This is a genomic window from Achromobacter spanius (assembly GCF_029637605.1).
In the GTDB taxonomy this organism is placed as follows: domain Bacteria; phylum Pseudomonadota; class Gammaproteobacteria; order Burkholderiales; family Burkholderiaceae_B; genus Achromobacter; species Achromobacter spanius_E.
In genome coordinates, this window is sequence record NZ_CP121261.1 from 515,276 (window position 1) to 536,385 (window position 21,110).

Sequence of the window (21,110 nt, forward strand, 5' to 3'; positions counted from 1 at the left end):
CGCTGCGGCGCGCACTGACTGAGGCTTAGTCGATGGCCTCATTCACCTAATTTCCGTACAAATACCATGAATAGAAAATTCAAGGCTGCAGTTGTGCAGTCGGCGGCCGTCGCCTTTGACAACGAGCGAACTCTGCTTCGCATGAAAGAGGCGGCCACCCAAGCACGTGACCAAGGCGCCTCGCTAGTCGTTTTTCCCGAAGCGATGCTGGGTACTTACCCCAAGGGCAGCACTTTTGGGGCCTATGTCGGCGGCAGAAGTATGCAGGGGCGCGACGAGTTTCTGCGCTATCACCGCAACGCTATCGACGTCCCTGGCCCCCACATCGACGAACTCGCCGTCCTGGCGAAAGACTTGGGCATCTATCTCGTCACTGGCGTGATTGAGCGTTCCGGCGGCACGCTTTATTGCACGGTCGTTTTCTTCGACGACAAGGGAAGCTTCCTGGGTAAACATCGAAAGCTTATGCCCACTGGAAGCGAACGCACCGTCTGGGGCTTTGGTGATGGCTCGACGCTTCCTGTCTATGCAACAGATATCGGCAAGCTCGGCGCCGTGATCTGTTGGGAAAACTACATGCCCCTACTGCGCACGACCATGTATTCCAAGGGCGTCGAGCTGTACTGCGCGCCAACGCTTGCCAGCTCCACCACATGGCCATCCTCGATGCAGCACATCGCCATAGAAGGGCGCTGCTTTGTGTTCAGCGCCAACCAATACGCCACGGCAGCAGACTACCCCCAAGACTACGTCAGCGCTGCAGACCCCGGTCCCTCAGAACCGCTCACGGCTGGTGGCAGTTGCATCGTCGATCCGTTCGGGAATTTCTTGGCCGGTCCCAATTTTGAGGGCGCGGCAGTGATGGTGGCTGAGATCGATCTCGACAACATTATTCGTGGCAAATATGACCTTGATGTCGTTGGTCATTACGCGCGCCCTGATGTGTTCCAGCTCTTCGTAGACGAACGTGCAAAGAATGCCGTTCAGTCGATGGTTAACGAACGACCGCAAGCCGAACAGCAAGGCGGAAAACAGGTCGAATGAATCTCAGCCGAGACTGTTCACGGACAACCGGCTAAGCCCAGCATGCACAAGGCTCCAGCTATAGGAGCCACCCGTGACGATCGTCCAATTCATAACACAGGAGTCAACATGTTCAAGACATTCAAACGCTTTACCACCCATACACTTGGCCGCTGCCTGTTGATTGCGCTCTGTGCGGTTGCGACCACGGCAAATGCCAACCGCCTGGAGGAAATCAAGAGCCGAGGTCGCCTGATCTGCGCAACGCTGTCCGGTACCGAGCCCCTGGCCTTCCAGGATCCCCGCACCCGTCAATACATGGGCTTCGACATTGACCTTTGTAATGCGTTGGCTAAACGATTTGGCGTCACCCTCGAACATAAGCCCGTTGCCGTCGAGGCCCGCATCCCCGAGCTGACGTTGGGGCGCGTTGACGTTGTAGCTGCTGCCATGGGCTACACGAAAGAACGAGCCGAGCAAATCGCTTTCTCTGACATTCACTACCAGTTGCCGATCAAGATCATTGTGTCGAAAGCATCGGGCATCAAAACGTTTGCGGACCTGGGCGGCAAGAAGATCAGCGCCAACAAGGGCAGCACACCCGAGACATTCACACGCGCCCGTATTCCAACTGCGGAAGTCGTGACTTATCAGGACAGCCCCACCGCCTTCCTGGCGCTGGTCCAGGGCAGGGTTCAAGGTCAGGCCATCGGACAAGCGGCAGGCGTGCGCTTTATTCAAGAAGGTGGCGGCCGCTTTAGGTTTCTGGACGAGGCATTGTTTTTTGAGCCGACTGGACTGGGGATGAAGAAAGACGAACCTGAGCTGCGTGACGCCGTGAACAAGGCACTGTCCGAGATGGAAAGCAGCGGCGAGCTCGATGCGATGTGGGACAAGTGGTATGGCCCTGACACGAAGTTCCAGATTCCCCGCGAGAAGAAGCTGACTCCCCTGTCTGCTTTCTGATCGATCCGCGCAACGCTTCACTGTCGACATTCACTGCGGACATTATGGAATTGCTTAATTTCGGAGTCGTGCTCCAGGCCAAATACGTGACTTGGCTAGTGGCCGGCGCAGCGATGGCGCTTGGGCTCTTCGCTGCGTCCTGGGTTGCGGGATTTGTCATCGCGCTCATGTTGCTTGCCCTGCGAGAGTCCGGCGTCAGGTTGTTTGAGGCGCTGACGCAAGCCTTTGTTGCCTACCACCGCAATGTGCCGCAACTGGTGCAGGTATTTCTTTGGTACTTCGGCGTGCCGCAACTATTGCCAGATTCCTGGCAGGCATGGATCAATGCTCATAACAGCGAGTTCGTTCTTGTCTGGATCGCCCTGTCCCTAAACAGCGCCGCATACATGTCGGAGGATCTGCGCAGTGGCCTGCGGTCATTGCCGAATACTCAATTGGAAGCCGCGCGCGCGATCGGAATGACCTATCTGCAGTCGATGCGCATCGTAGTGATACCGCAGGCACTGCGGGCAGCCTTCCCCCCTCTTGTGAATCAATCGCTCAGTCTATTCAAGTCAACCAGCCTGGCGATGACTGTTGGCCTGGCAGAAGTTACTTATGCATCGCGACAGATTGAAAACGAGACCTACCGCACCTTTGAGGCCTTCGCACTTGCTTCCGCCTTCTATTGGATATGTTCCTTTGTGCTGACCGCCACTGGTCACTACTGGAGTGAACGGCTGAAAATCGCGGGGAAACGCGCATGATCGATATCCTGGACAAATACGGCCTTCTGCTATTGATCGGCCAATATCCATACGGTCCTGTGGGGGGCCTCGCGCTCACCCTGTTCATCGCTGTCGCTGGGCTCGTGATCTCGTTTCCGTTGGCGGTACTGATTGGCATGGCGCGCACGAGCCCATTTCGTGCACCGCGTCTTTTTGCTGGTGTGATTGTCAACGCCGTGCGTGGGCTGCCCGTCCTGTTGCTGATCTTCTGGGCCTATTTCATCGTGCCCCTGGTGATTGGGCGCTCGATCTCAGGGACGACAACCGTTATCTGCGCGTTAGTTCTGTATGAACTTGCCTTTATGGGCGAAGTTGTTCGTGCCGGGATCGAAGCCATCCCGAAGGGGCAGGTCGAGGCTGCGCGCGCGGTAGGCATGACCTATATGCAGACAATGCGAAAGATTGTGCTGCCTCAGGCCCTTGTGAACATGACGCCCAGCATCCTGAACCAGTTCATCAACCTCATCAAGAATACGTCGCTGGGCTACATCATCAGCGTTAATGAACTGACCTACGCCGCTTATCAGGTCAATGCGCAACTGCTCACTAAGCCGTTTGAGGTCTACCTAATCCTCGCAGCCACTTACTTTCTCATCTGCTGGTCGCTCAGCTTGGCCGTCGGAAAGCTGGAGAAAACCATCAATATGCGCCGCAACGTGGTGCTAAGGAATGCCTAACATGATCACCTTCCGTGATGTCCAGAAATACTACGGCGATTACAAGGCGCTGGATGGTATTTCCGAAACCATTGCCAAGGGCGAGGTCGTTGTCATTTGCGGCCCATCCGGTTCGGGCAAGTCCACCCTGATCCGCACGATCAACCGACTTGAGCCGATCTCTGGGGGCACGATCACGGTGGACGGCCAGGACGTCCACGCGCCAAAGGTCAACGTCAACGATCTACGCAGCCGCATCGGCTTCGTTTTCCAGAGCTTCAACCTCTTTCCTCACCTGAGCGTGATGGAGAACGTATCTATCGGTCCGAAAACAGTTTCGCGTGTGGGCGTGCAGCAAGCGCGTGATCGGTCTCTGGCGCTGCTGGAAAAAGTCGGCCTGGCCACCAAGGCAGACGCCTTTCCCCCGCAGCTATCCGGCGGGCAGCAACAGCGTGTGGCGATCGCGCGAGCCCTCGCCATGGAGCCACCGGTCATGCTCTTCGATGAACCCACCAGCGCGCTGGACCCGGAGATGGTGGGCGAAGTTCTCAATGTGATGAAGCAGCTCGCAACCGATGGCATGACGATGGTCTGTGTCACCCACGAAATGGGCTTTGCCCGTGAAGTGGCCGATCGCATCGTGTTCATGGACGCGGGCGCCATTCTGGAGCGGGCGACGCCGGAAGAGTTTTTCAATAATCCTAAACACCCACGCGCCCAAAAGTTCGTGTCGGACATTCGGCATGCTTAAACGGCGCTAGAGATCCATGACCTATCTTTCTTCTTCACTATCCCGTATCAAACCATCAAGCACGATCGCCGCTAGTCAGCGTGCGCGCGACTTGGCCGCACAAGGCCGCGACGTCATCGCGTTGAGCACAGGCGAGCCCGACTTCGATACCCCCGACAATATCTGCATCGCCGCCGTTCGTGCCATCACCCAGGGAAGAACTCGGTATACGCCCGTCAGCGGCATTCCTGAGTTACGTGACGCCATCACAAGGAAGCTCGAGCGAGACAATGGCCTTCAATACAAGCGGGAAGAAACCATCGTATGCAGCGGCGGCAAACAGGTCATTGCCAACGCGCTGCTGGCCACCCTGAACGAGGGCGACGAGGTCATCATCCCTGCTCCTTATTGGGTGTCCTATCCCGAGATCGTGGCGCTGTGCAACGGCACACCGGTCATCGTGAACACCAGCCAGGATCACGGGCTGAAGCTCACTCCCGACGCGCTAGCCGCTTCCATCACGTCCAAAACCAAGTGGGTGATCCTGAATTCGCCATCCAATCCCTCGGGCGCGGCTTACAGTGAGCAGGAGCTGCTCGCGCTGGCTCAGGTGCTCCTGCGCCACGAACATGTGTTGGTGATGAGCGATGACATCTACGAGCACCTGGTCTATGACGGTTTTTCTTATCGCACCATTGCGCAGGTCGAGCCTCGGCTGAAAGACCGTACGCTGACCATCAACGGAGTATCCAAAGGCCATGCGATGACGGGTTGGCGCATAGGCTACGGTGCTGGCCCGCTCAAGCTGATCAAGGCAATGGAAGTGCTCCAGAGTCAAATCACCTCGGGTTCAAGTTCGGTAGCCCAATGGGCTGCCGTCGAGGCCCTGGACGGACCGCAAGATTACCTGACCTCCCGCCGCGAAGCGTTCCGACGCCGACGCGACATGGTGGTCGATGGACTGAACGAGTGCGTCGGTATTCGTTGCTTGCCGCCGCAAGGCGCCTTTTATGTATTTCCGTCGTGTGAAAGCACTTTCGGAAGAATGACGCCATCTGGCGTGCGAATCGACGACGACGAGGTCTTTGCACTCGAACTGCTCAACGCCGAAGGTGTGGCGGTCGTCCAGGGCAGCGCGTTCGGAACCGCCGGTCACTTTCGCATTTCCTACGCAGCTAGTGAAGAAAACCTCACCGAGGCCCTCAAACGGATCCGGCGCTTTTGCGCCAGCCTTCAATCGTGACTTCGCACATGACCACCTCAAACATAAATCGAGACTTCGCCCGCGTCTCTGCCGAGCATGTCCAGCAGGCAGCGCAATACCAGGCGGCGATATTTGCCGACGTGAATGGTCGTCGCGGCGCAATGCATGGGCGCATAGCCGCCGTTCAGCCGAGCATGAAGCTCGTTGGACCCGCATTCACCGTCGATGTTCGTCCCGGCGACAACCTGATGATTCATGCCGCAATCGCGCTCGCGCAGCCTGGAGACGTGCTGGTCATTGACGGCAAGGGCGATATGACCGCAGCGTTGATGGGTGCGCTGATGATAAACGCCTGCAAAGTCCGAAAACTCGCAGGCGTCATTGTCGACGGCGCGGTGCGCGATTGCGACGAACTCCGAGAATTGGGCTTTCCCGTCTTTGCCATTGGAACCAATCCTAACGGGCCTACAAAAAACGTCGCTGGCCGCATCGGCGCATCGGTGAGCTGCGGAGGGGTGACCGTAAACCCGGAGATCTGGTCATAGGCGACATTGACGGTGTCGTCGCTCTCGAACGTGAGCACGTCGCGACGCTTCTGCCCTTGGCGGCGAAGAAGGTAGCTGACGAAGCTAAGCGCATGGATCAGATTCAGCGCGGTGACACCTCAGCTTCCTGGCTCGAAGGTGCGCTGCGCACTGCCGGCGCGCTTGCAGAGGGTGAGCGGCTTTAAGCGGAAAGGGCGCGAAACCCTCGTGCGCTGGTCCGTTCATTCGCACAAAGGTCGATTCGCAACTGAACGCGTCAATGTTGACAAACTGTCGTTTGAATCCGGGCAGTAGCGTTGCGTCGGCCGCGTTAGAGATGTTCCCTGAGTCTTTCCTTGTACGTAGTAATGGCCGCCTCGTTGCGTTTTAAAAAGGCCCATCGGCCGATGCGGTGAACCGTCACGAACTCCGCGTTGGTCGTGTGGAAGATCGTTCCGGATATCCAAATGAGGCCGCCGCTCAATGCGGTTCGCTCCGCCTTACGTGAGATTCAATCCGCCATCGGAAAGCAAAATCTCGCCCGTCAAATAGTTGGATTCAATGAGCATTGATATCGCTTGTGCAATATCTGCCGGGCTCGCCGCCCGCCGCATCGGCGCACGCTCTCGCCACAGCTGCTGAGCCTGCGTCCAGTCAGCCGTCAACGGGGTATCCACCAGCCCAGGGGCGACGGCATTCACACGAATATCGGGAGCAAGTGAGACCGCGAGCAAGCGCGTGACATGATTCAGCGCCGCCTTCGTCGCGGCATAAGGGATGGAAGCCCCTTTCGGACGAACGCCCGCATGCGAACTCACGTTAATCACGCAAGCAGGCACGCCGTCAACGGCAGACGCCCGCAGTGCGGCCTCCGCTTCCGCAACGATACGAAACGGCGCAATGACATTGACCTCGTGCAGCTCGCGCCAGATGTCAGGAGTGGCAGCTGCCATGTCGGCATGGGGAACCACGCGGCTGATTCCTGCATTGTTCACGACCACGTCCAAGCGACCCCATTGCGCGACCGCTTCTTGCACCAGTCGTATCCGGTCTGCGTCTACAGCGAGGTCAGCTTGCACATAAGCAGCCAAACCCAGCTCGCGCGCCATGGAAATGCCTGCATCCACAGAGCTACGCGAATGCAGAACGACGGCATAGCCATCCTTGGACAGCCGGCGCGCTATCGCATTTCCAATACCTGAAGTCGACCCTGTGATGAGAGCAACGCGCTGTGGTTTAGGCATAGAGAAGTCAAAGGAAATTGAAGAGTGGTTTTTGACTCCGGACCCTATATGCGTTCGATGCCGTATTTGCCTGGGGCGATGACGCCATTCGGGTCCAGGGCAGCTTTGATCGATGCGCACGCGCGCACGAACTCGGGCATGCGCTGAGCCTGGTGGAAGTCGTGGTACATGGTCGGTGCGCGGCCTACGAAGATGCCGCGATCGGCGAACAGCTTGGACAGCGAACGATAGCAGGTGTCGGCGCGGGCGGCCTCGTCGGCGTCTTGAAGAAGGTGTCTGACTGCAAATAAAAGCTGGGGGCTCAATATCGCGAACGCGAGATCGGCTGAATGACAACGACCCCGAACTTGTGTTTGTGAAGCCCCAGTCATCCTTTTGATTTCCCCCAGACGTTTGGAGGTGGCCGATTGCCCATCCCGCGGTTGCAGGATGGGCGGGGTGGTGCTTAGTCTATGCGGGCGCCGGAGATCTTGACGGCCTCGGCCCACTTTGCGATTTCCTTCTGCACGAAGGACTGGAACTGCTCAGGCGTCGACGGCGTAAATTCGCTGCCGGCGGCGATCATTTTTTCTTTTGCCTTCGGGTCGGACATGACTTCACGCATGTCCGACGAGATCTTCTCCACCAGCGACTTGGGCGTGCCCTTGGGCGCGAAGAAGCCAGACCAGGGCGGCGCGGCATAGCCCGCGAAGCCCTGTTCGGCCACCGTAGGGTAGTTGGGCGCGCTTGCAAAGCGGTCGGCCGTGGTCAGCGCAATGATTTTCAGCTTCCCGCTCTTCGCATAGGCCTGCACAGCGGGCAATCCCGTAATGCCGACCTGGATCTGGCCGCCCAACAGGTCGGTCACCATCGGGGCACTGCCGCGGTACGGAATATGCGAAAGCTCGAACTTGCCCTGGTTCTTGAGCATTTCCATGCCCAGATGGGAAGCCGTGCCGTTGCCGTCGGAACCATACGAGTAGTGCGCATCCGGCTTCTTCAACAGCGCGATGAGTTCCTGCAGGTTGTTGGCCGGCACGTCATTGTTGACGATGATGGCGTTGGGGTAGAGCGTGGCTTGCGTGACCGCCTCGAAATCCTTGATCGGGTCGTAGCGCATGTTCTTGTAGAGCGAGGTGTTGATGCCGTGCGAACCCGTGACGCCCAGCACCAGGGTGTAGCCATCGGGCGCGGCGCGCGCCACGTATTCCGAGCCGACGTTACCGCCCGCGCCCGGTTTGTTTTCGACGACGACGGGCTGGCCCCACTTCTTGGACAGGCCTTCGGCCACCAGGCGCGCGGTGATGTCGGTGGCGCCACCGGCCGGGAACGGCACCACGATAGTGACCGGGTGCGTGGGAAAGTTGTCCGTGCCTTGCGCAAAGGCAGGCGCGGCGGCCAGTCCGGCGGCGCCGACAAGGATAGCCAGCGCGCCAAGGACCTTGCGGCGCGGCATGCGCCCGTGGGTTGCTGAGGTAATCGAGTGCGTCATGTTTCAAGCCCCTTGTTATGTGGTGTATGTACTGCGTGAAGAAACGGCGGCCGCGCTATTGCGCGGTGTATCCGCCGTCGGCACGAATGTCCGTGCCCGTGATGAACGAGGCAGCCTCGCTGATCAGAAAAACCGTGGTCTGCGCGACCTCTTCGGCGGTGCCGAGTCGCCCGACCGGATACTTGGTGGCCAATGCGGCATTGGCCTCCTGCGCGCTGCCGTAACGATCCACCAGCCGGCTGGTCAAGACCGCGCCGGGCGACAGGCTCAAGGCGCGGATGCCGTCGGCCGCGTGGTCCACGGCGATGGCGCGCGCCAGCGCGATCAGGCCAGCCTTGCTTGCGCTGTAGGCGCCACGCCCCGGCGCGGCGACGCTTCCTAATTGCGAAGCAATGTTCAGCACGACGCCGCCGCCAGCGCGCGCCATGTGCGCAATCGCCCACTTGCTCATCAGCCATGCACCGGTCAGGTTCACGTCCAGCGCTAGCCGCCATTGTTCCGGCGTCAGGTCAGCGACCTTCACGCCTGGCGTGACCGTGGCGGCGTTGTTCACCAACTTGTCGATGGAGCCCCAGTGCGTGGCGACCTGTTCCACGGCCGACCGGGAGGCGCTGACGTCCGCGACGTCGCAGCTAAGGGCCAAGATTCGGGATGGCGCGACGGCAAACGTCCGGCAGCATTGCGCCAGCATGTCCGCGTCCCGATCCAATAGCGCCACGCGGGCGCCCGCATCCAGGCAATGCTTGGCGATAGCCTGTCCTAATCCGCCGGCAGCGCCGGTCACAATCACAATCTTCCCGTCCAACACGGGTGCGCTCGTCGTTGTCATGGCGTCATTGCCCCCAACGAGGCGCCGCCGCACACATAGAGCGTCTGCCCCGTGATGGCTCCCGCCTCGTCGCTCAGAAAGAAGGCGATGGTCGCGGCGACTTCGCGCGCGTCTATCAGGCGGCCAAGCGGCAGCTCGACGCTCGGCGCGGCCCCGCGTTTCGGATCGTTCAGCATGGGAGTGTCGACCGCGCCGGGCGCAATCACGTTGACCGTGATGCCCCGGCCGACGAGTTCCGCGGCCAAGCTTCGCGCCAAGCCAATCTGCGCCGACTTGGTGGCGGCATACGCCAAGCGGTGCGCGCGACCCAGCACGGCGCGGCTGGACACCAGCACAATGCGGCCGCGGCCGTCGGGTAGTTGTGGCGCCAAGGCCCTGACCAGCGCCATCGGCGCGGCGCCATGCAGGCGCCAGAGCAACTCTGCGTCTTCCGGCCGCGTATCCAGTGCACCGCCGGTGCGCACCAGGCCGGCGCAGTGCACCAGCGCGGTTGGGTCGCAACTGTCCAAGCCGGCACACAAGGCGTGCAACGCGGCGGGGTCGGACAAGTCGCAAACCAGATGGCGGTACTGTGCGTGGCTCTTGACGGCGGCGGGCGCGATATCCACGCCGGTTACCCACCAGCCGGCCGCCAGCAGTCGCTCGGTCAGCGCCAGTCCAATGCCGGATGCCGCACCTGTCAGGACGCAATGCGCCGACACGTTACGCTCGTTCATGGCAGTGCTCGGTCAGGTGTCCAGCGTCGTCAGGCGCTTTTCCATGGCGCGCATCTGCTCGTAGCCCATCAGTTGCATGATGTCTTCGATGCCCGCCACCAGATCGGGACGGTCGACCGGTTCGCCCGTGGCGATCACGCCTTGCATGACCTGCAGCGCTTGGCGCATGCCGTAGATGGCGGCGGCGGGCAGCATGCGGGGCAGGCTGATCCGCTTGACGCCAATTTCCTTCAGGCGCGGCAGCGGAATCAGCGGCGTGGTGGGACGGTTGCGGATGCCGAAGCCCATGTTGATGCTGACCGGGATGCCCGCGGCGTCCACCAGTCGCTTGATATCGTCTTCAGTGCGCACAGCATCGGGAAAAAGCATGTCCGCGCCTGCGCGGGCGTATGCGCGCGCACGCTTGACCGCGCCTTCAATGCCCTCGATGGCGAGCGAGTCCGTGCGGGCGATGATGACGAAATCGTCGTCGCGCCGCGCCAGGCATGCGGCCTCGATCTTCTTGACCATCTCGGCTTCGCTGACGACGTCTTTGCCGGGCATGTGGCCGCAGCGCTTGGGGCTGACCTGGTCTTCAAGATTGATCCCCGCGACGCCGGCTTCCTCGAACATCTGCACGGTATGGTAGACATTGACCGGATTGCCGTAGCCGGTGTCTGCGTCGGCAGTGAGCGGGATGGAGACGGACCTTGCCAGGTGGCGGCAGTGGGTGACGTTTTCGGCCAGGCCCATTACGCCGATATCGGCGATGCCCAATAGCGCGTTCGACACGGCCGCGCCGCTGGTGCAGGCGGTCTTGAAACCAGCGGCTTCAACCAGGCGGACGCTGTATCCATCGTAAACACCGGGGGACACGAGGAAGGGTTCGTTCTTCAGCAATTGCCGGAACTGGTTGCGCGGGTTGTTCATGTCGTGCTGCTCCAAAGGGCGTTATGCGGCCGAGACGGGGTGCCCGGCGATGCCGGACGCCCCTTCTGCCAGGTGTTCAAACAGGTGTTGCGCTGCGCGTTCGATGTGGGAGCGCATGAGCGACTCCGCCAGCTCAGCATCGCGCGTACGAATGGCGCGCAAGATCTGCCAGTGTTCGGCGTAGGCGTCGTCCTTGCGTTCAAGCACGGTGCCGGAGTGCCGGCGATAGACGCGCAACAGGTGATAGAGGTCGCCGCACAGGGCGTTGATGATGCGGGTGTTGCCGCTGGCCAGCACGATGCGCTCGTGGAAGTCGAAGACACGGGGCGCCGGTGCGCCGCCGTTGGCGGCCTCCAGGTGGCGCTGGCGGTCCTGCTCCAGCTCGACCAGCAACTGCGCGACTTCCTCGTCGCTCATGCGGCGAGTGGCCAAATTGCAGGCCACGCCTTCCAGCGCCATCCGCATTTGGAAGAGTTCCAGCGCGGACTCCGCCGATAGCGTCACGACGCGCGCCTTGATGTAGGGCTCGCGTGTGACCAGCTGGATGCCTTGAAGGCGGCGAACCGCTTCGCGAACCGGGCCGCGGCTGACGCCGAATTCCTGCGCCAGTGCAACCTCATTAATGACGCTGCCCGGCGCCAGCCTGCCTTGGTAGATCGCATCCAGCACGCGGTCGAACACCACGTCGGCCAGTGGGCCGGTGGCGTCTTCCTTGGTGACAGTGGAGGGCGTGGAAATGTCCATAGTGTTAACAGCCTATCAAAGGGGTCTAAAAAGTGTCAACTCTTTTGCGATCTGGTTTATTGCGTCGCAGTTTGAGGTTGCCAGAACTTTCCATAGCTTTCAGCGGAGATTACGCCTATTTTAAAGGGTTTTCCCTGATATAAAAGACAGGTGGCTATCTATCAACACTTTCAAGGAGCTTGTTCGGTCTTGTTTTTGGGGAAGGTAGGCATGCCTTGTTTATCTCTATAGTGTTGACACTATTGTTTTTAAGGTCGTAAGATGGTCTCAGTTGAGATTCTCCCTATTCCCGCTGCCATGATCCAGTCTTTCTCCTGTCGCGGCAGGGCGCTGCACTATGCGGACCTGTCCGCCGCCGCCCAAGCCGAAGGTCGCGACATCCAGGCGTATCCCTATGTCATCCGCGTGCTGCTGGAGAACCTCCTGCGGCACCAAGCCTGGGGCGCGGCCGTATCCGAAGCGGAAATCGGCAGGCTTTGGGATTGGGGGCGGCACCCTGGGGCCGATCTGCCGCTGCATGTAGCTCGGGTGATCCTGCCGGACTCCAGCGGGCTGCCTGTGCTGCAGGACCTGGCGGCCTTGCGCGACGCGGTGGCCCAGGCAGGCGGGGACGCCGCGCAAGTCGACACGCAAATTCCCGTGGATCTGATCGTGGATCATTCGCTTCAGGTCGACTATTGGGGCGACGTCGGAGCGGTGCAGCGCAACCTGCGCCGCGAATTCGAACGCAACGACGAACGCTACCGATTCTTGAAGTGGGCGCAGCAAGCCTACAAGGGATTGCGCGTCATCACGCCCGGCATCGGGATCATCCATCAGGTCAACCTGGAATACTTGGCACCGGTAGTGGCGTGCCAGACAAGGCCGGACGGCGAGTGGGCCTACCCGGATTTCGTGATCGGCGGCGATTCCCATACGCCCATGGTCAACGCGCTTGGCGTGCTGGGCTGGGGAGTGGGCGGCATCGACGCCGAGGCGGCCCTGCTGGGCCATGCCTACACCTTCCCGATCCCGGAGGTCGTGGGGGTGCGGTTGCACGGCGCCATTGAAGCGCCGGCCCTCACCACGGATGCCGCGCTGTTGGTTACGCAGCAACTTCGCATCGCGGGCGTGGTAGGCAGCATGGTCGAATTCTTCGGCCCGGCGGTGGCGGGGCTCAGTGTGCCCGAGCGCGCCACGATCGCCAACATGGCACCGGAATACGGCGCCACTTGCGGGTTCTTTCCGATCGACGCGCGCACGCTGGACTACGCACGCATGACCGGGCGCGACGAAGAGCAACTGGCGCTGATCGAAGCCTACGCGCGCGTCAACCTGCTATGGCGCGACGCTACGCAAGACGCGCCGGCCTATAGCCGGGTGATCGATATCGACCTGTCGGCGGCGCGTCCCAGCTTGGCGGGTCCGCGCCGTCCGCAGGACCGCATGGATGTTGCGGATGTCGCCGCGGACTTCCGCCGCCGCCTGGGCGCGCCGCAGTCGGAAGGCGGGTTCGATGTGGACATGGCCGCCGCCCTGCCGGTGGTCCGCGACGTCGTCGGTCATGGCTCGGTGGCGCTGGCGGCGATCACCTCTTGCACCAACACGTCCAACCCCAGCGTGATGCTGGCGGCCGGCCTGATCGCGCAGAAAGCGCTGGCGCGTGGCCTGACGCCGCCCGCATGGGTCAAGCGATCGCTGGCGCCCGGCTCGCGCGCCGTCACTCGCTATCTGGAGTCCGCGGGGTTGCTGACGGCCCTGCAAGCCCAGGGTTTTTACGTCATCGGTTACGGCTGCACCACTTGCGGCGGTAAATCAGGCCCGCTGGATTCGGGGGTGGCGGACGCCATCGTCGAAGGTAGTCTGGTCGCCACCGCCGTGCTGTCGGGCAATCGGAATTTCGAAGGACGCATCCACAAACTGCTGCGCGCCAATTACATCGGGTCGCCCGCGATGGTGGTGCTGTATGCGCTGGCGGGCCGCATCGACGTGGACTTCGAGCGCGAGCCGCTGGGGCCGGGCGCGGACGGCGAGCCAGTCTATCTGCGCGATGTCTGGCCCCGCCAAGACGAGATCGCAGCCTTGTTGCCGCTTGCTTCGGACCCGGCGCTGTTTGCCGAAGTCTATGACCCAGCCAGCCTGGACAGCGTGATCTGGCGAGACCTGGCCGCGCCAGTGGGCTTGCGCTTTCCTTGGGATCCGGATTCTCAATACCTGGTCGAACCGCCGTTCTTCAAGACCGAACCCGGCCGCGACGCGTTGGCCGACTTGGCGGCTGGCCTGGCGCACGGGCGCGTGCTGGCGGCGTTTGGCGATTCCCTGACCACAGACCACATTTCGCCCAGCGGTGAGATCCCGGCCGACACGCCCGCGGGCATGTACCTGATCGGCAAGGGTGTGGCGCCGCGCGACTTCAACACCTATGTGGCCCGCCGTTGCAACCATCACGTCATGACGCGCGCCACCTTCGCCAACATCCGCATCAAGAACGCCCTGACACCGGGCGTGGAAGGCGGCGTCACTCGCCACTACCCAAGCGGCAGGCTCATGCCGATTGTCGATGCCGCGACGGCCTACCGCGAGGCGGGCGAGGCCTGCGTCATCCTGGGCGGCAAGGACTACGGCATGGGCAGCAGCCGCGATTGGGCCGCGAAAGGCTCGGCACTGCTGGGCGTGCGCGCGGTGATCGCGGAGTCGTTCGAGCGCATTCATCGCGCCAATCTGGTGGGTATGGGCGTGCTACCGCTGGCGTTTGCGCCCGGCCAGGGCTGGCGCCAGTTGGGGCTGACCGGCGCGGAGACGCTGCGCTTGGAGAATGTGGCCGATGGCGTGTTGAAGGGGGAACCCATTGACGTGACCGCCGAGGACGGGGATCGCCGAGTGCGCTTCCAGGCCTATGCCCAGGTGCTTACGCACGCCGAACGCAAGCTCATGGCGGAAGGCGGAATCCCCGCCAGCGTCCTCAATGCTTTCTTGACCGGCACTACGGCCGCCGACGCGGCCCATTGCTGACAACACGCATCATTCGGGAAACACGACATCATGCTGGATCTCTTACTGACCAATGCAAGGCTGCTGCTGCCGCAGCAGGGCCTGACCGAGGGTGTGCTGGGCGTCATTGACGGCCGCATCGCCATCATTGCCGAACCCGGTACGCCGCTTGAGGCCCGCGAAACGATCGATTGCCAGGGGCTGTGGGTGCTGCCCGGCCTGATCGACCCTCACGTGCACTTCGGCTTTGGTTCGCCGGAGACCGACTTCGAGACCGAGTCGCGCTTCGCCGCGCTGGGCGGCACCACTACCGTGCTGTCGTTCCATCGGTCCGCGGACATCCGCGAATCATTTGAAAAGGTGCGCGACCGCGCGCTGTCGCAAAGCTGCGTGGACTTCGGCTTCCATTTCGGCATCACCAGCAATCTGCATGTGGAAACGCTTGAGGAAATTTCACGCCGTTTCGGCGTGTCTTCCTACAAGCTCTACATGATGTACAAAGGCGCCGCGGGCCTGTCCAAGGGCTTCACCGACATCGACGACGGCTTGCTGTATTCGGCCTTGCGCGCCACGGCCGCCATCCCCGGCGCGATCATGGGCGTGCACTGCGAAAACGTCGAGGTCATCCCCGTGCTGAGAGACCCTCTGCGCGCGGCCGGCCGCGACGATTTGAAGGCTTGGAACGAGCAGAGCCCGGACTTCCTGGAAGCCGAGAACGTGCACCGCGTGTGCTACTTCGCGGCGAAGACGGGCGCCGCGGTCAATATCGTGCACCTGAGCAGCCGCGAAGCGCTGGACGAGGCGCGGCGCCATCGGCGCACCCCCGGCGCGCCGCCCATTTATGTCGAGACCTGCCCGCACTACCTCTTCCTGAACGACGAGTCGCCCGCCGGGACCTATGCCAAGGTCAATCCGCCGGTGCGAGGCCAAAGCGATGTGGACGCCATGTGGGAAGGCGTGCTGGATGGCTCCATCACCACGATAGGCACCGACCACGTGCCCCGCAAGCGGGCAACCAAAGACACGGACATCTGGGCCGCCAGCAACGGGTTCCCGGGCACCGGCCTGATGCTGCCGATCTTGCTGCACGAAGGCTATCACCGCCGCGGAGTCCCCCTGGAGACGCTGATGAAGGTCAGTGCCGAAAGCTCAGCTCGCATCTATCGCATGCCGGGCAAGGGCAGCATCGAGATCGGCAAGGACGCGGATCTGGTGATCGTTGACCCTGACCTGGAACGCACCGTCGATCCGGCCAACCTGGAATCGAACTCCGACTACTCGCCATACGAGGGCATGTCCCTGAAAGGCTGGCCCGTGCGCACGCTGGTGCGCGGACGGACCGTGGCGCTCGACGGCCGCATCACCGACGCAGCCCGCGCCAATCCTGGCGGCCGTTATCTCAAGCGTCTTTGAACTGAATCCAACTTCTTTCCGACGGACACCACTATGAGCGACACCAAGCGAATCTGGGACGACTTCCTCACCGAACGCGATAAGCAAGTGCTGGCGCAGGCCGGCTACGGCAAGCGCGGCGGCTTCGGCAAGCGTCCCGCACTTTTCATCATCGATGTGCAATACAACTTTTGCGGCGATACGCCCCAGGACATCCTGGAAGGCTTGAAGCAATACCGCACCCACTGCGGCCGCGAGGCCTGGGACGCGGTCGCGCATATCGTGCCGCTGCTGGAACTGGCGCGCGACAAGAACATTCCCGTCTTCTATACCGAGAGTGCCCGGCGCGCAGACCTGCTGGACAGCGGCGTGCAAGTGGGCAAGAACCACCGCGGCGGTGAGAAGACCGTGCTGGCAAACACCCATGCGACGCAGACCGTGGAGCCGCTGGCCCCGCGTCCGCAAGACATCCGCATTACCAAACAGAAGCCGTCCTGCTTCTTCGGCACGATCTTCATGAGCCATCTGAACTTCCTCGACGTGGACACGCTGATCCTGGTGGGCTGCACGTCGTCTGGATGCCTGCGCGCCACGACGGTTGACGCCTACTCGTACAATTTCAAGGTCATCATCCCCGAAGAGGCGGCGTTCGACCGCTTCCAGTCCAGCCACGCGATGAGCTTGTTCGACCTCAACTGCAAGTATGCGGACGTGATTCCCTCGCGCGAGGTGCAGGACTACCTGCGCGGCCTGCCCGCGCCCGCCGACGCGGCCCGGGACTGAGCCGGAGCAGGCTGCTGACGCCATGGCCATCACTACCGGACCGATTCCCGTCTACCTATTGACCGGCTTCCTGGGAAGCGGCAAGACCACGCTGTTGTCGCGCCTGGTGCGTAGTCCGCGCTTTGCCGATACGGCGGTGGTCATCAACGAGTTCGGCGAGATCGGACTGGATCACATGCTGGTGGGCAAGGCGGACGACACCGACGTCGTGCTGCTGGATTCCGGCTGCCTGTGCTGCGCGGCCACAAGCTCCCTGCAGGACACGCTTGAGTCGTTGTACTACCGGCGCCAGCGCGGAGAGATTCCCATGTTTACGCGGGTGGTGGTAGAAACCTCGGGCCTGGCGGATCCGTGTCCCGTCATCAACACGCTGTCGGCCGATCCCCTGATCGCTCGCCACTACCGCTTCGGCGGTGTGGTGGCGACGGCTGACGCGCTGCACGGGATGGCCACGCTGGACGCCTATCGCGAGGCCAGCACCCAGGTCGCGATCGCCGATCGCATTGCGCTGACCAAGGTCGATCTAGCCGACGGCCGCGCGGTACAGGCAATGAGGTCCGCGCTGAGGGGGTACAACGCCAGCGCGCCGATCCGCACGGTATCGCCCGACACGGTGGACGAGGACGCGCCGGCGCTGTTCGACGGCTTGCGTCCCGAGCATCTGGACGCGGCCGCGTTAGCGGCGGCTCAGCCTGTCTCCGACAGTTCGCTGGCGCACGTACTTCGCTACGGCATTGTGTCCTATGCGTTCCGGCAGCATGCGCCAGTAAGCTGGGAAGCCTACGCGAACTGGACCCGACATATGCAGCGCCATGTTGGTGAACGCCTTCTGCGGGCCAAGGGTCTGTTGCGCTGGTCCGACGGAAGCCTGCGCGCGGTGCATGGCGTGCGGCATGTCTTCGCCACGCCTGAGCCTATCGCCGCGCCGGAAGGTGCGGCGGGCGCCATGGTCCTGATCGTGCGAGACCTGTCGGCCGAAGAAATCGAGCAAGCGATGGGGCCGCTGGGTATGTGAGGTACGGGTGACGCGTCACCGAAGGCGAAACTCCATCGCATCCTCTGCTCGATCAATATTTTGCAGGGTGGGATGGTTGGGCCAATTCATCCCTGCGCCGATCGCGCAGGCCTACGCCCAAGGTCAGCAATAACGCCGTGGCCGCGAACCCACCTGCCAGCCAAAGGCTGGCGATGAGACCGAATCCATCCACGATCTGGCCGCCGCTCCACGATCCCAGCGCAATCCCGATATTGAAAGCGCCCACATAGAGCGCCGTGGCAATCTCGATGGCGCGTGGCGCGGCGTGCATCATCCACGTCATCAAGCCCACTGACACGCCGCCGTAGGCCAGTCCCCATGCCAACAGCGCGACACCCCCACCAAGGTTAGAACCGCCGACGGTCAGGAACAGCATCGGTGTCATCAGCAGGCCCAGCGCAATCACCATCAAGGTCAGCACCGTGCGTCGCGCGGCAACGACGCCAGCCAGGAAGTTGCCGAGAATGCCGGCGATGCCGTAGGCGAACAGCAGCGCGCCGATCCATTGCGCATCGAATCCCGACACCGACTGCAATAGTGGGCGCACGAAGGTGAAGGCCATGAAGTGCCCAGCCACCAGCAGCAGCGTCAGCATCAACCCGACTTGCAATTTGCGATTGGCAAGTTGATCGCCGAACTGACGCAAGGTGGCCGAGTTGGCAACGGGCAGGGCGGGTATGACGGCAAGATGAAGTGCCAGCACCAGCCCACTCAACAGGGCCATGCCGCCGAAGGCCCAGCGCCATCCGGCAAAGTCACCAATCAGCGCCCCGAGTGGCACCCCCAGGACGGATGCCGCCGCCACGCCGCCGAAGATGATGGAGGTTGCCAAGCCGATGGCGTGGCCCGGAACGAGCCGAGCCGCCAAGCCACCGGCTATGGCCCATATGCCCCCCATGCAGAAGCCGACCAGGACTCGCGCGGCCAACATCCAACCCCAACTGGGGGCGAGTGCTGAAGCCATGTTGGCGATCACCAGCAGGCCCAACAATCCGTACAGAATCTTGCGCCGATCCATGCCTCCGGATGCGATCACCACCAGCGGCGCGAACAACGCGGCAAGCAGTGCAGGCAGGGAAATCATCAGCCCGGCCGTTCCCGTGGACGTGTCCAGAGCATCGGCAATCGGAGTCAGGAGGCCGACTGGAAGCATTTCCGTTGTCACAACCGAAAAGGTGGCAAGGCCAACGGCGGTCACGGCCAGCCAAGGGTATTGGATGTTGCTTTGCACGGCTGCGGATGTCGATGTGCTCATGACTAAGATCCTTGAAACGACGAATTCGGATGTGCCGCCATGACGCGGCACTCGATGGTTCTCCGTGGGCGTCTGCTTGCCATGGCCATCGGACACGCCGACAATACATACATCGCGTATGAATAAGATCTTATATTCATACGCGATGTATGTAAATAAACATACGCTTGGTATGTAAGGAGATAGCGAATGGTCCGCCGCACCCGCGTCGAGATGGAAGAAACCCGAGCCACGTTGCTGGCAACCGCCCGCAAGGTCTTTAGCGAGCACGGCTATGCCGAGGCCTCCATGGATGACCTCACTGCGCAGGCGGGCCTGACCCGTGGCGCGCTCTATCACCACTTCGGTGACAAGAAGGGGTTGCTGGCAGCGGTGGTGGAACAGATCGACGCCGACATGGACCAGCGTCTGCAAGCCATCTCCGATAGCGCCTCGGACCCATGGGAAGGTTTTCGCAGCCGCTGCCGCGCGTATCTGGAGATGGCGCTGGAGCCGGAAATCCAGCGCATCGTGCTGCGCGATGCCAGGGCGGTGCTGGGGGGCGCCTCGCCAACATCGCAACGGCATTGCATAGCTTCAATGCAAGGCCTGATCAACAACCTGATCCAACAAGGCGTGGTGGCCAAGGCCGATCCGCAGGCATTGGCTTCGTTGATCTACGGCTGCCTGGCCGAAGCTGCGTTCTGGATCGCTGACGGCGAGGACGGCAATGCGCGCTTGGCGCAAGGGGTTGCTGCGCTGGACCTGTTGCTGCGTGGGTTGTTGGTGCAGCGATAGCCTTGCGAGATGGGGTGATTCGCCCGTGAAAGCACTTGTCTTGATCGGATAGGCGCGCAATAAGCAGGCCCCAGGCCCGCCGTGTCTATCGTGGGCTGCTACGCCGTGGCGATCTTGCGGGACGTAAGAAGACCCGTCGTCCCCCAAGGCATTACGGCTCAGGCAAGCTCGAAATTCGATGCGCGCCCACTGCTTGCATTCTCTTTAACGCGTTCAGTGATGCGCTCTTGCACGAGTCGGGCAATCTCTTCCTTTTCCGCTGGCGTCATCGCCTCATATTCTTCCTTTGAGATGCCTAGCGACCGCAGCGTCATTTCAAAAAAGCGCTCTTCGGCGGACATGCTCACAAAATCGTGCAGCTCCTGTTCAGCGTCAGACAGGGGGGCAGGGGGCTTGCCCGACTTGAATCTGTCCATATTGCGCTGGGTTTCTTCCAGCGTGTCAGCGAACGAGGCATTGGACGCGCTGGCGCGCCCCTGTTTCGCTAACGAAGCGCTTATGTTCATTGTCGATAATTCAACTCTGTTCATGGTTGTACCTATTCTTCCGGTTGACTAGAAGAATATTGAACGACATTCGACATCAGCCCAAAGCGCCGAACTCGGCATTCTTTTCCTCTCCTCTGCGCGGTTAAGCGGAGGTTCGCGCGCGATGGGGGCACGGCCGTCGAAGGCGTCGAAACGTCGGAATACTCTGCCGCGCTACGGCTGTTCCAGTGGCCATACTTCCACCACACCGTGGGCAACGGCGCAGGGTGTTCTGGCCACCAGATCGATCGCCTCGGCCAGATCAGCGGCTTCGATGATGGCGAAGCCGGCCACCGGCAAGGGTGAGCGCATATAGGCTTCGTTCGTCGTTTCAACACGACCGGCCTCGGTGTTGCGCACCTGGACCGGGGCGCCCGCAATGCCCATCAATACTCCCTTATCCCGAAGTTTCTTGTCATGCGCGTGAGCCGCGTTTCTGACACTGAGCGGGGTGCGGTCATAGCCCGCTTGGTCTCCATATCCGATGGTGATGAACTTTGGCATGGATCGTCTCCTGACGTTATCCGCTGTCAGGGTTATTCCCTGTAGGGATTGGGTTGAACAGGTGGGGTGATTTCGAGTAAATG

Annotated in this window: 21 protein-coding genes and 1 pseudogene; 12 read left to right on the forward strand and 10 right to left on the reverse strand. The window is 61.6% G+C overall.

All coding sequences use genetic code 11. From position 1 onward, the window contains the following. Nucleotides 1–66: 66 nt before the first annotated feature. The 7 genes and pseudogenes from P8T11_RS02340 (at nt 67) to P8T11_RS02370 (ending at nt 6,076) form a co-directional block, all read left to right on the forward strand. Nucleotides 67–1,044, forward strand: coding sequence for a nitrilase-related carbon-nitrogen hydrolase (locus P8T11_RS02340; RefSeq protein ID WP_268078517.1), 978 nt, complete (start codon nt 67–69; stop codon nt 1,042–1,044). 108 nt (nt 1,045–1,152) lie between these two features. Then, nucleotides 1,153–1,989: an ABC transporter substrate-binding protein gene (locus P8T11_RS02345; protein ID WP_277549449.1), complete on the forward strand. Its 837-nt coding sequence runs from the start codon at nt 1,153–1,155 to the stop codon at nt 1,987–1,989. Nucleotides 1,990–2,033: 44 nt separating this feature from the next. Beyond that, nucleotides 2,034–2,735: an amino acid ABC transporter permease gene (locus P8T11_RS02350; RefSeq protein ID WP_268078514.1), complete on the forward strand. Its 702-nt coding sequence runs from the start codon at nt 2,034–2,036 to the stop codon at nt 2,733–2,735. Next, a complete protein-coding gene (locus tag P8T11_RS02355; RefSeq protein WP_268078513.1) occupies nt 2,732–3,433 on the forward strand; it encodes an amino acid ABC transporter permease in 702 nt (233 codons plus the stop codon). The genes P8T11_RS02350 and P8T11_RS02355 overlap by 4 nt, the downstream gene beginning before the upstream one ends. 1 nt (nt 3,434) lies before the next feature. After that, on the forward strand, nt 3,435–4,163 hold the full coding sequence (locus P8T11_RS02360) for an amino acid ABC transporter ATP-binding protein (RefSeq protein WP_268078511.1): 729 nt from the start codon (nt 3,435–3,437) through the stop codon (nt 4,161–4,163). Between the two features lie 16 nt (nt 4,164–4,179). Continuing rightward, entirely contained in the window at nt 4,180–5,385 is a 1,206-nt protein-coding gene (locus tag P8T11_RS02365) for a pyridoxal phosphate-dependent aminotransferase (protein ID WP_268078509.1), read from the forward strand. A gap of 8 nt (nt 5,386–5,393) precedes the next feature. After that, nucleotides 5,394–6,076 (forward strand): annotated as a pseudogene (locus tag P8T11_RS02370) (RraA family protein). 294 nt (nt 6,077–6,370) lie between these two features. Here P8T11_RS02370 and P8T11_RS02375 read toward each other — a convergent pair. From P8T11_RS02375 to P8T11_RS02405, 7 genes are all read right to left on the reverse strand, one after another. After that, complete coding sequence (locus P8T11_RS02375) at nt 6,371–7,114, reverse strand: SDR family NAD(P)-dependent oxidoreductase (RefSeq protein WP_268078507.1); 744 nt, start codon at nt 7,112–7,114, stop codon at nt 6,371–6,373. Between the two features lie 44 nt (nt 7,115–7,158). Continuing rightward, complete coding sequence (locus P8T11_RS02380; protein WP_268078505.1) at nt 7,159–7,419, reverse strand: hypothetical protein; 261 nt, start codon at nt 7,417–7,419, stop codon at nt 7,159–7,161. 140 nt (nt 7,420–7,559) lie between these two features. Next, a complete protein-coding gene (locus tag P8T11_RS02385) occupies nt 7,560–8,585 on the reverse strand; it encodes a Bug family tripartite tricarboxylate transporter substrate binding protein (RefSeq protein ID WP_268078503.1) in 1,026 nt (341 codons plus the stop codon). 55 nt (nt 8,586–8,640) lie between these two features. After that, entirely contained in the window at nt 8,641–9,414 is a 774-nt protein-coding gene (locus tag P8T11_RS02390) for an SDR family NAD(P)-dependent oxidoreductase (protein WP_268078502.1), read from the reverse strand. After that, a complete protein-coding gene (locus tag P8T11_RS02395) occupies nt 9,411–10,130 on the reverse strand; it encodes an SDR family NAD(P)-dependent oxidoreductase (RefSeq protein ID WP_268078500.1) in 720 nt (239 codons plus the stop codon). Before P8T11_RS02395 ends, P8T11_RS02390 begins: the two co-directional genes overlap by 4 nt. A 12-nt stretch (nt 10,131–10,142) precedes the next feature. Beyond that, nucleotides 10,143–11,039, reverse strand: a complete 897-nt coding sequence (locus tag P8T11_RS02400; RefSeq protein ID WP_268078498.1) for an isocitrate lyase/PEP mutase family protein — start codon at nt 11,037–11,039, stop codon at nt 10,143–10,145. A gap of 21 nt (nt 11,040–11,060) precedes the next feature. After that, nucleotides 11,061–11,783 (reverse strand): GntR family transcriptional regulator, encoded by a 723-nt coding sequence (locus P8T11_RS02405; protein WP_268078496.1) that lies wholly within the window; start codon nt 11,781–11,783, stop codon nt 11,061–11,063. Between the two features lie 297 nt (nt 11,784–12,080). Here P8T11_RS02405 and acnA point away from each other — a divergent pair, with 297 nt between their 5' ends. From acnA to P8T11_RS02425, 4 genes are read left to right on the forward strand one after another with little or no spacing between them, the layout of a single operon-like run. Next, nucleotides 12,081–14,774 (forward strand): aconitate hydratase AcnA, encoded by a 2,694-nt coding sequence (gene acnA, locus P8T11_RS02410; protein ID WP_268078495.1) that lies wholly within the window; start codon nt 12,081–12,083, stop codon nt 14,772–14,774. Between the two features lie 30 nt (nt 14,775–14,804). Continuing rightward, the gene (locus P8T11_RS02415) at nt 14,805–16,166 is read left to right on the forward strand and encodes a dihydroorotase (protein WP_268078494.1); all 1,362 of its coding nucleotides are present in this window, start codon (nt 14,805–14,807) and stop codon (nt 16,164–16,166) included. A gap of 33 nt (nt 16,167–16,199) precedes the next feature. Beyond that, nucleotides 16,200–16,928 carry an isochorismatase family protein gene (locus P8T11_RS02420; RefSeq protein WP_268078493.1) on the forward strand — a complete coding sequence of 243 codons (729 nt, stop codon included), beginning with the start codon at nt 16,200–16,202 and terminating at the stop codon, nt 16,926–16,928. 22 nt (nt 16,929–16,950) lie between these two features. Beyond that, nucleotides 16,951–17,943 carry a CobW family GTP-binding protein gene (locus P8T11_RS02425; protein WP_268078491.1) on the forward strand — a complete coding sequence of 331 codons (993 nt, stop codon included), beginning with the start codon at nt 16,951–16,953 and terminating at the stop codon, nt 17,941–17,943. Nucleotides 17,944–17,995: 52 nt separating this feature from the next. Here P8T11_RS02425 and P8T11_RS02430 read toward each other — a convergent pair whose 3' ends face one another. After that, nucleotides 17,996–19,219, reverse strand: a complete 1,224-nt coding sequence (locus tag P8T11_RS02430; RefSeq protein WP_268078490.1) for an MFS transporter — start codon at nt 19,217–19,219, stop codon at nt 17,996–17,998. A 189-nt stretch (nt 19,220–19,408) separates the two neighbouring features. Between P8T11_RS02430 and P8T11_RS02435 the strand changes: the two genes are divergently transcribed. After that, a complete protein-coding gene (locus P8T11_RS02435; RefSeq protein WP_268078488.1) occupies nt 19,409–19,996 on the forward strand; it encodes a TetR/AcrR family transcriptional regulator in 588 nt (195 codons plus the stop codon). Between the two features lie 158 nt (nt 19,997–20,154). Here P8T11_RS02435 and P8T11_RS02440 read toward each other — a convergent pair whose 3' ends face one another. Together P8T11_RS02440 and P8T11_RS02445 are read right to left on the reverse strand one after the other, a co-directional pair. Continuing rightward, a complete protein-coding gene (locus P8T11_RS02440; RefSeq protein ID WP_268078487.1) occupies nt 20,155–20,526 on the reverse strand; it encodes a hypothetical protein in 372 nt (123 codons plus the stop codon). Nucleotides 20,527–20,697: 171 nt separating this feature from the next. Beyond that, the gene (locus P8T11_RS02445; protein WP_268078486.1) at nt 20,698–21,027 is read right to left on the reverse strand and encodes a YciI family protein; all 330 of its coding nucleotides are present in this window, start codon (nt 21,025–21,027) and stop codon (nt 20,698–20,700) included. Nucleotides 21,028–21,110 lie beyond the last annotated feature (83 nt).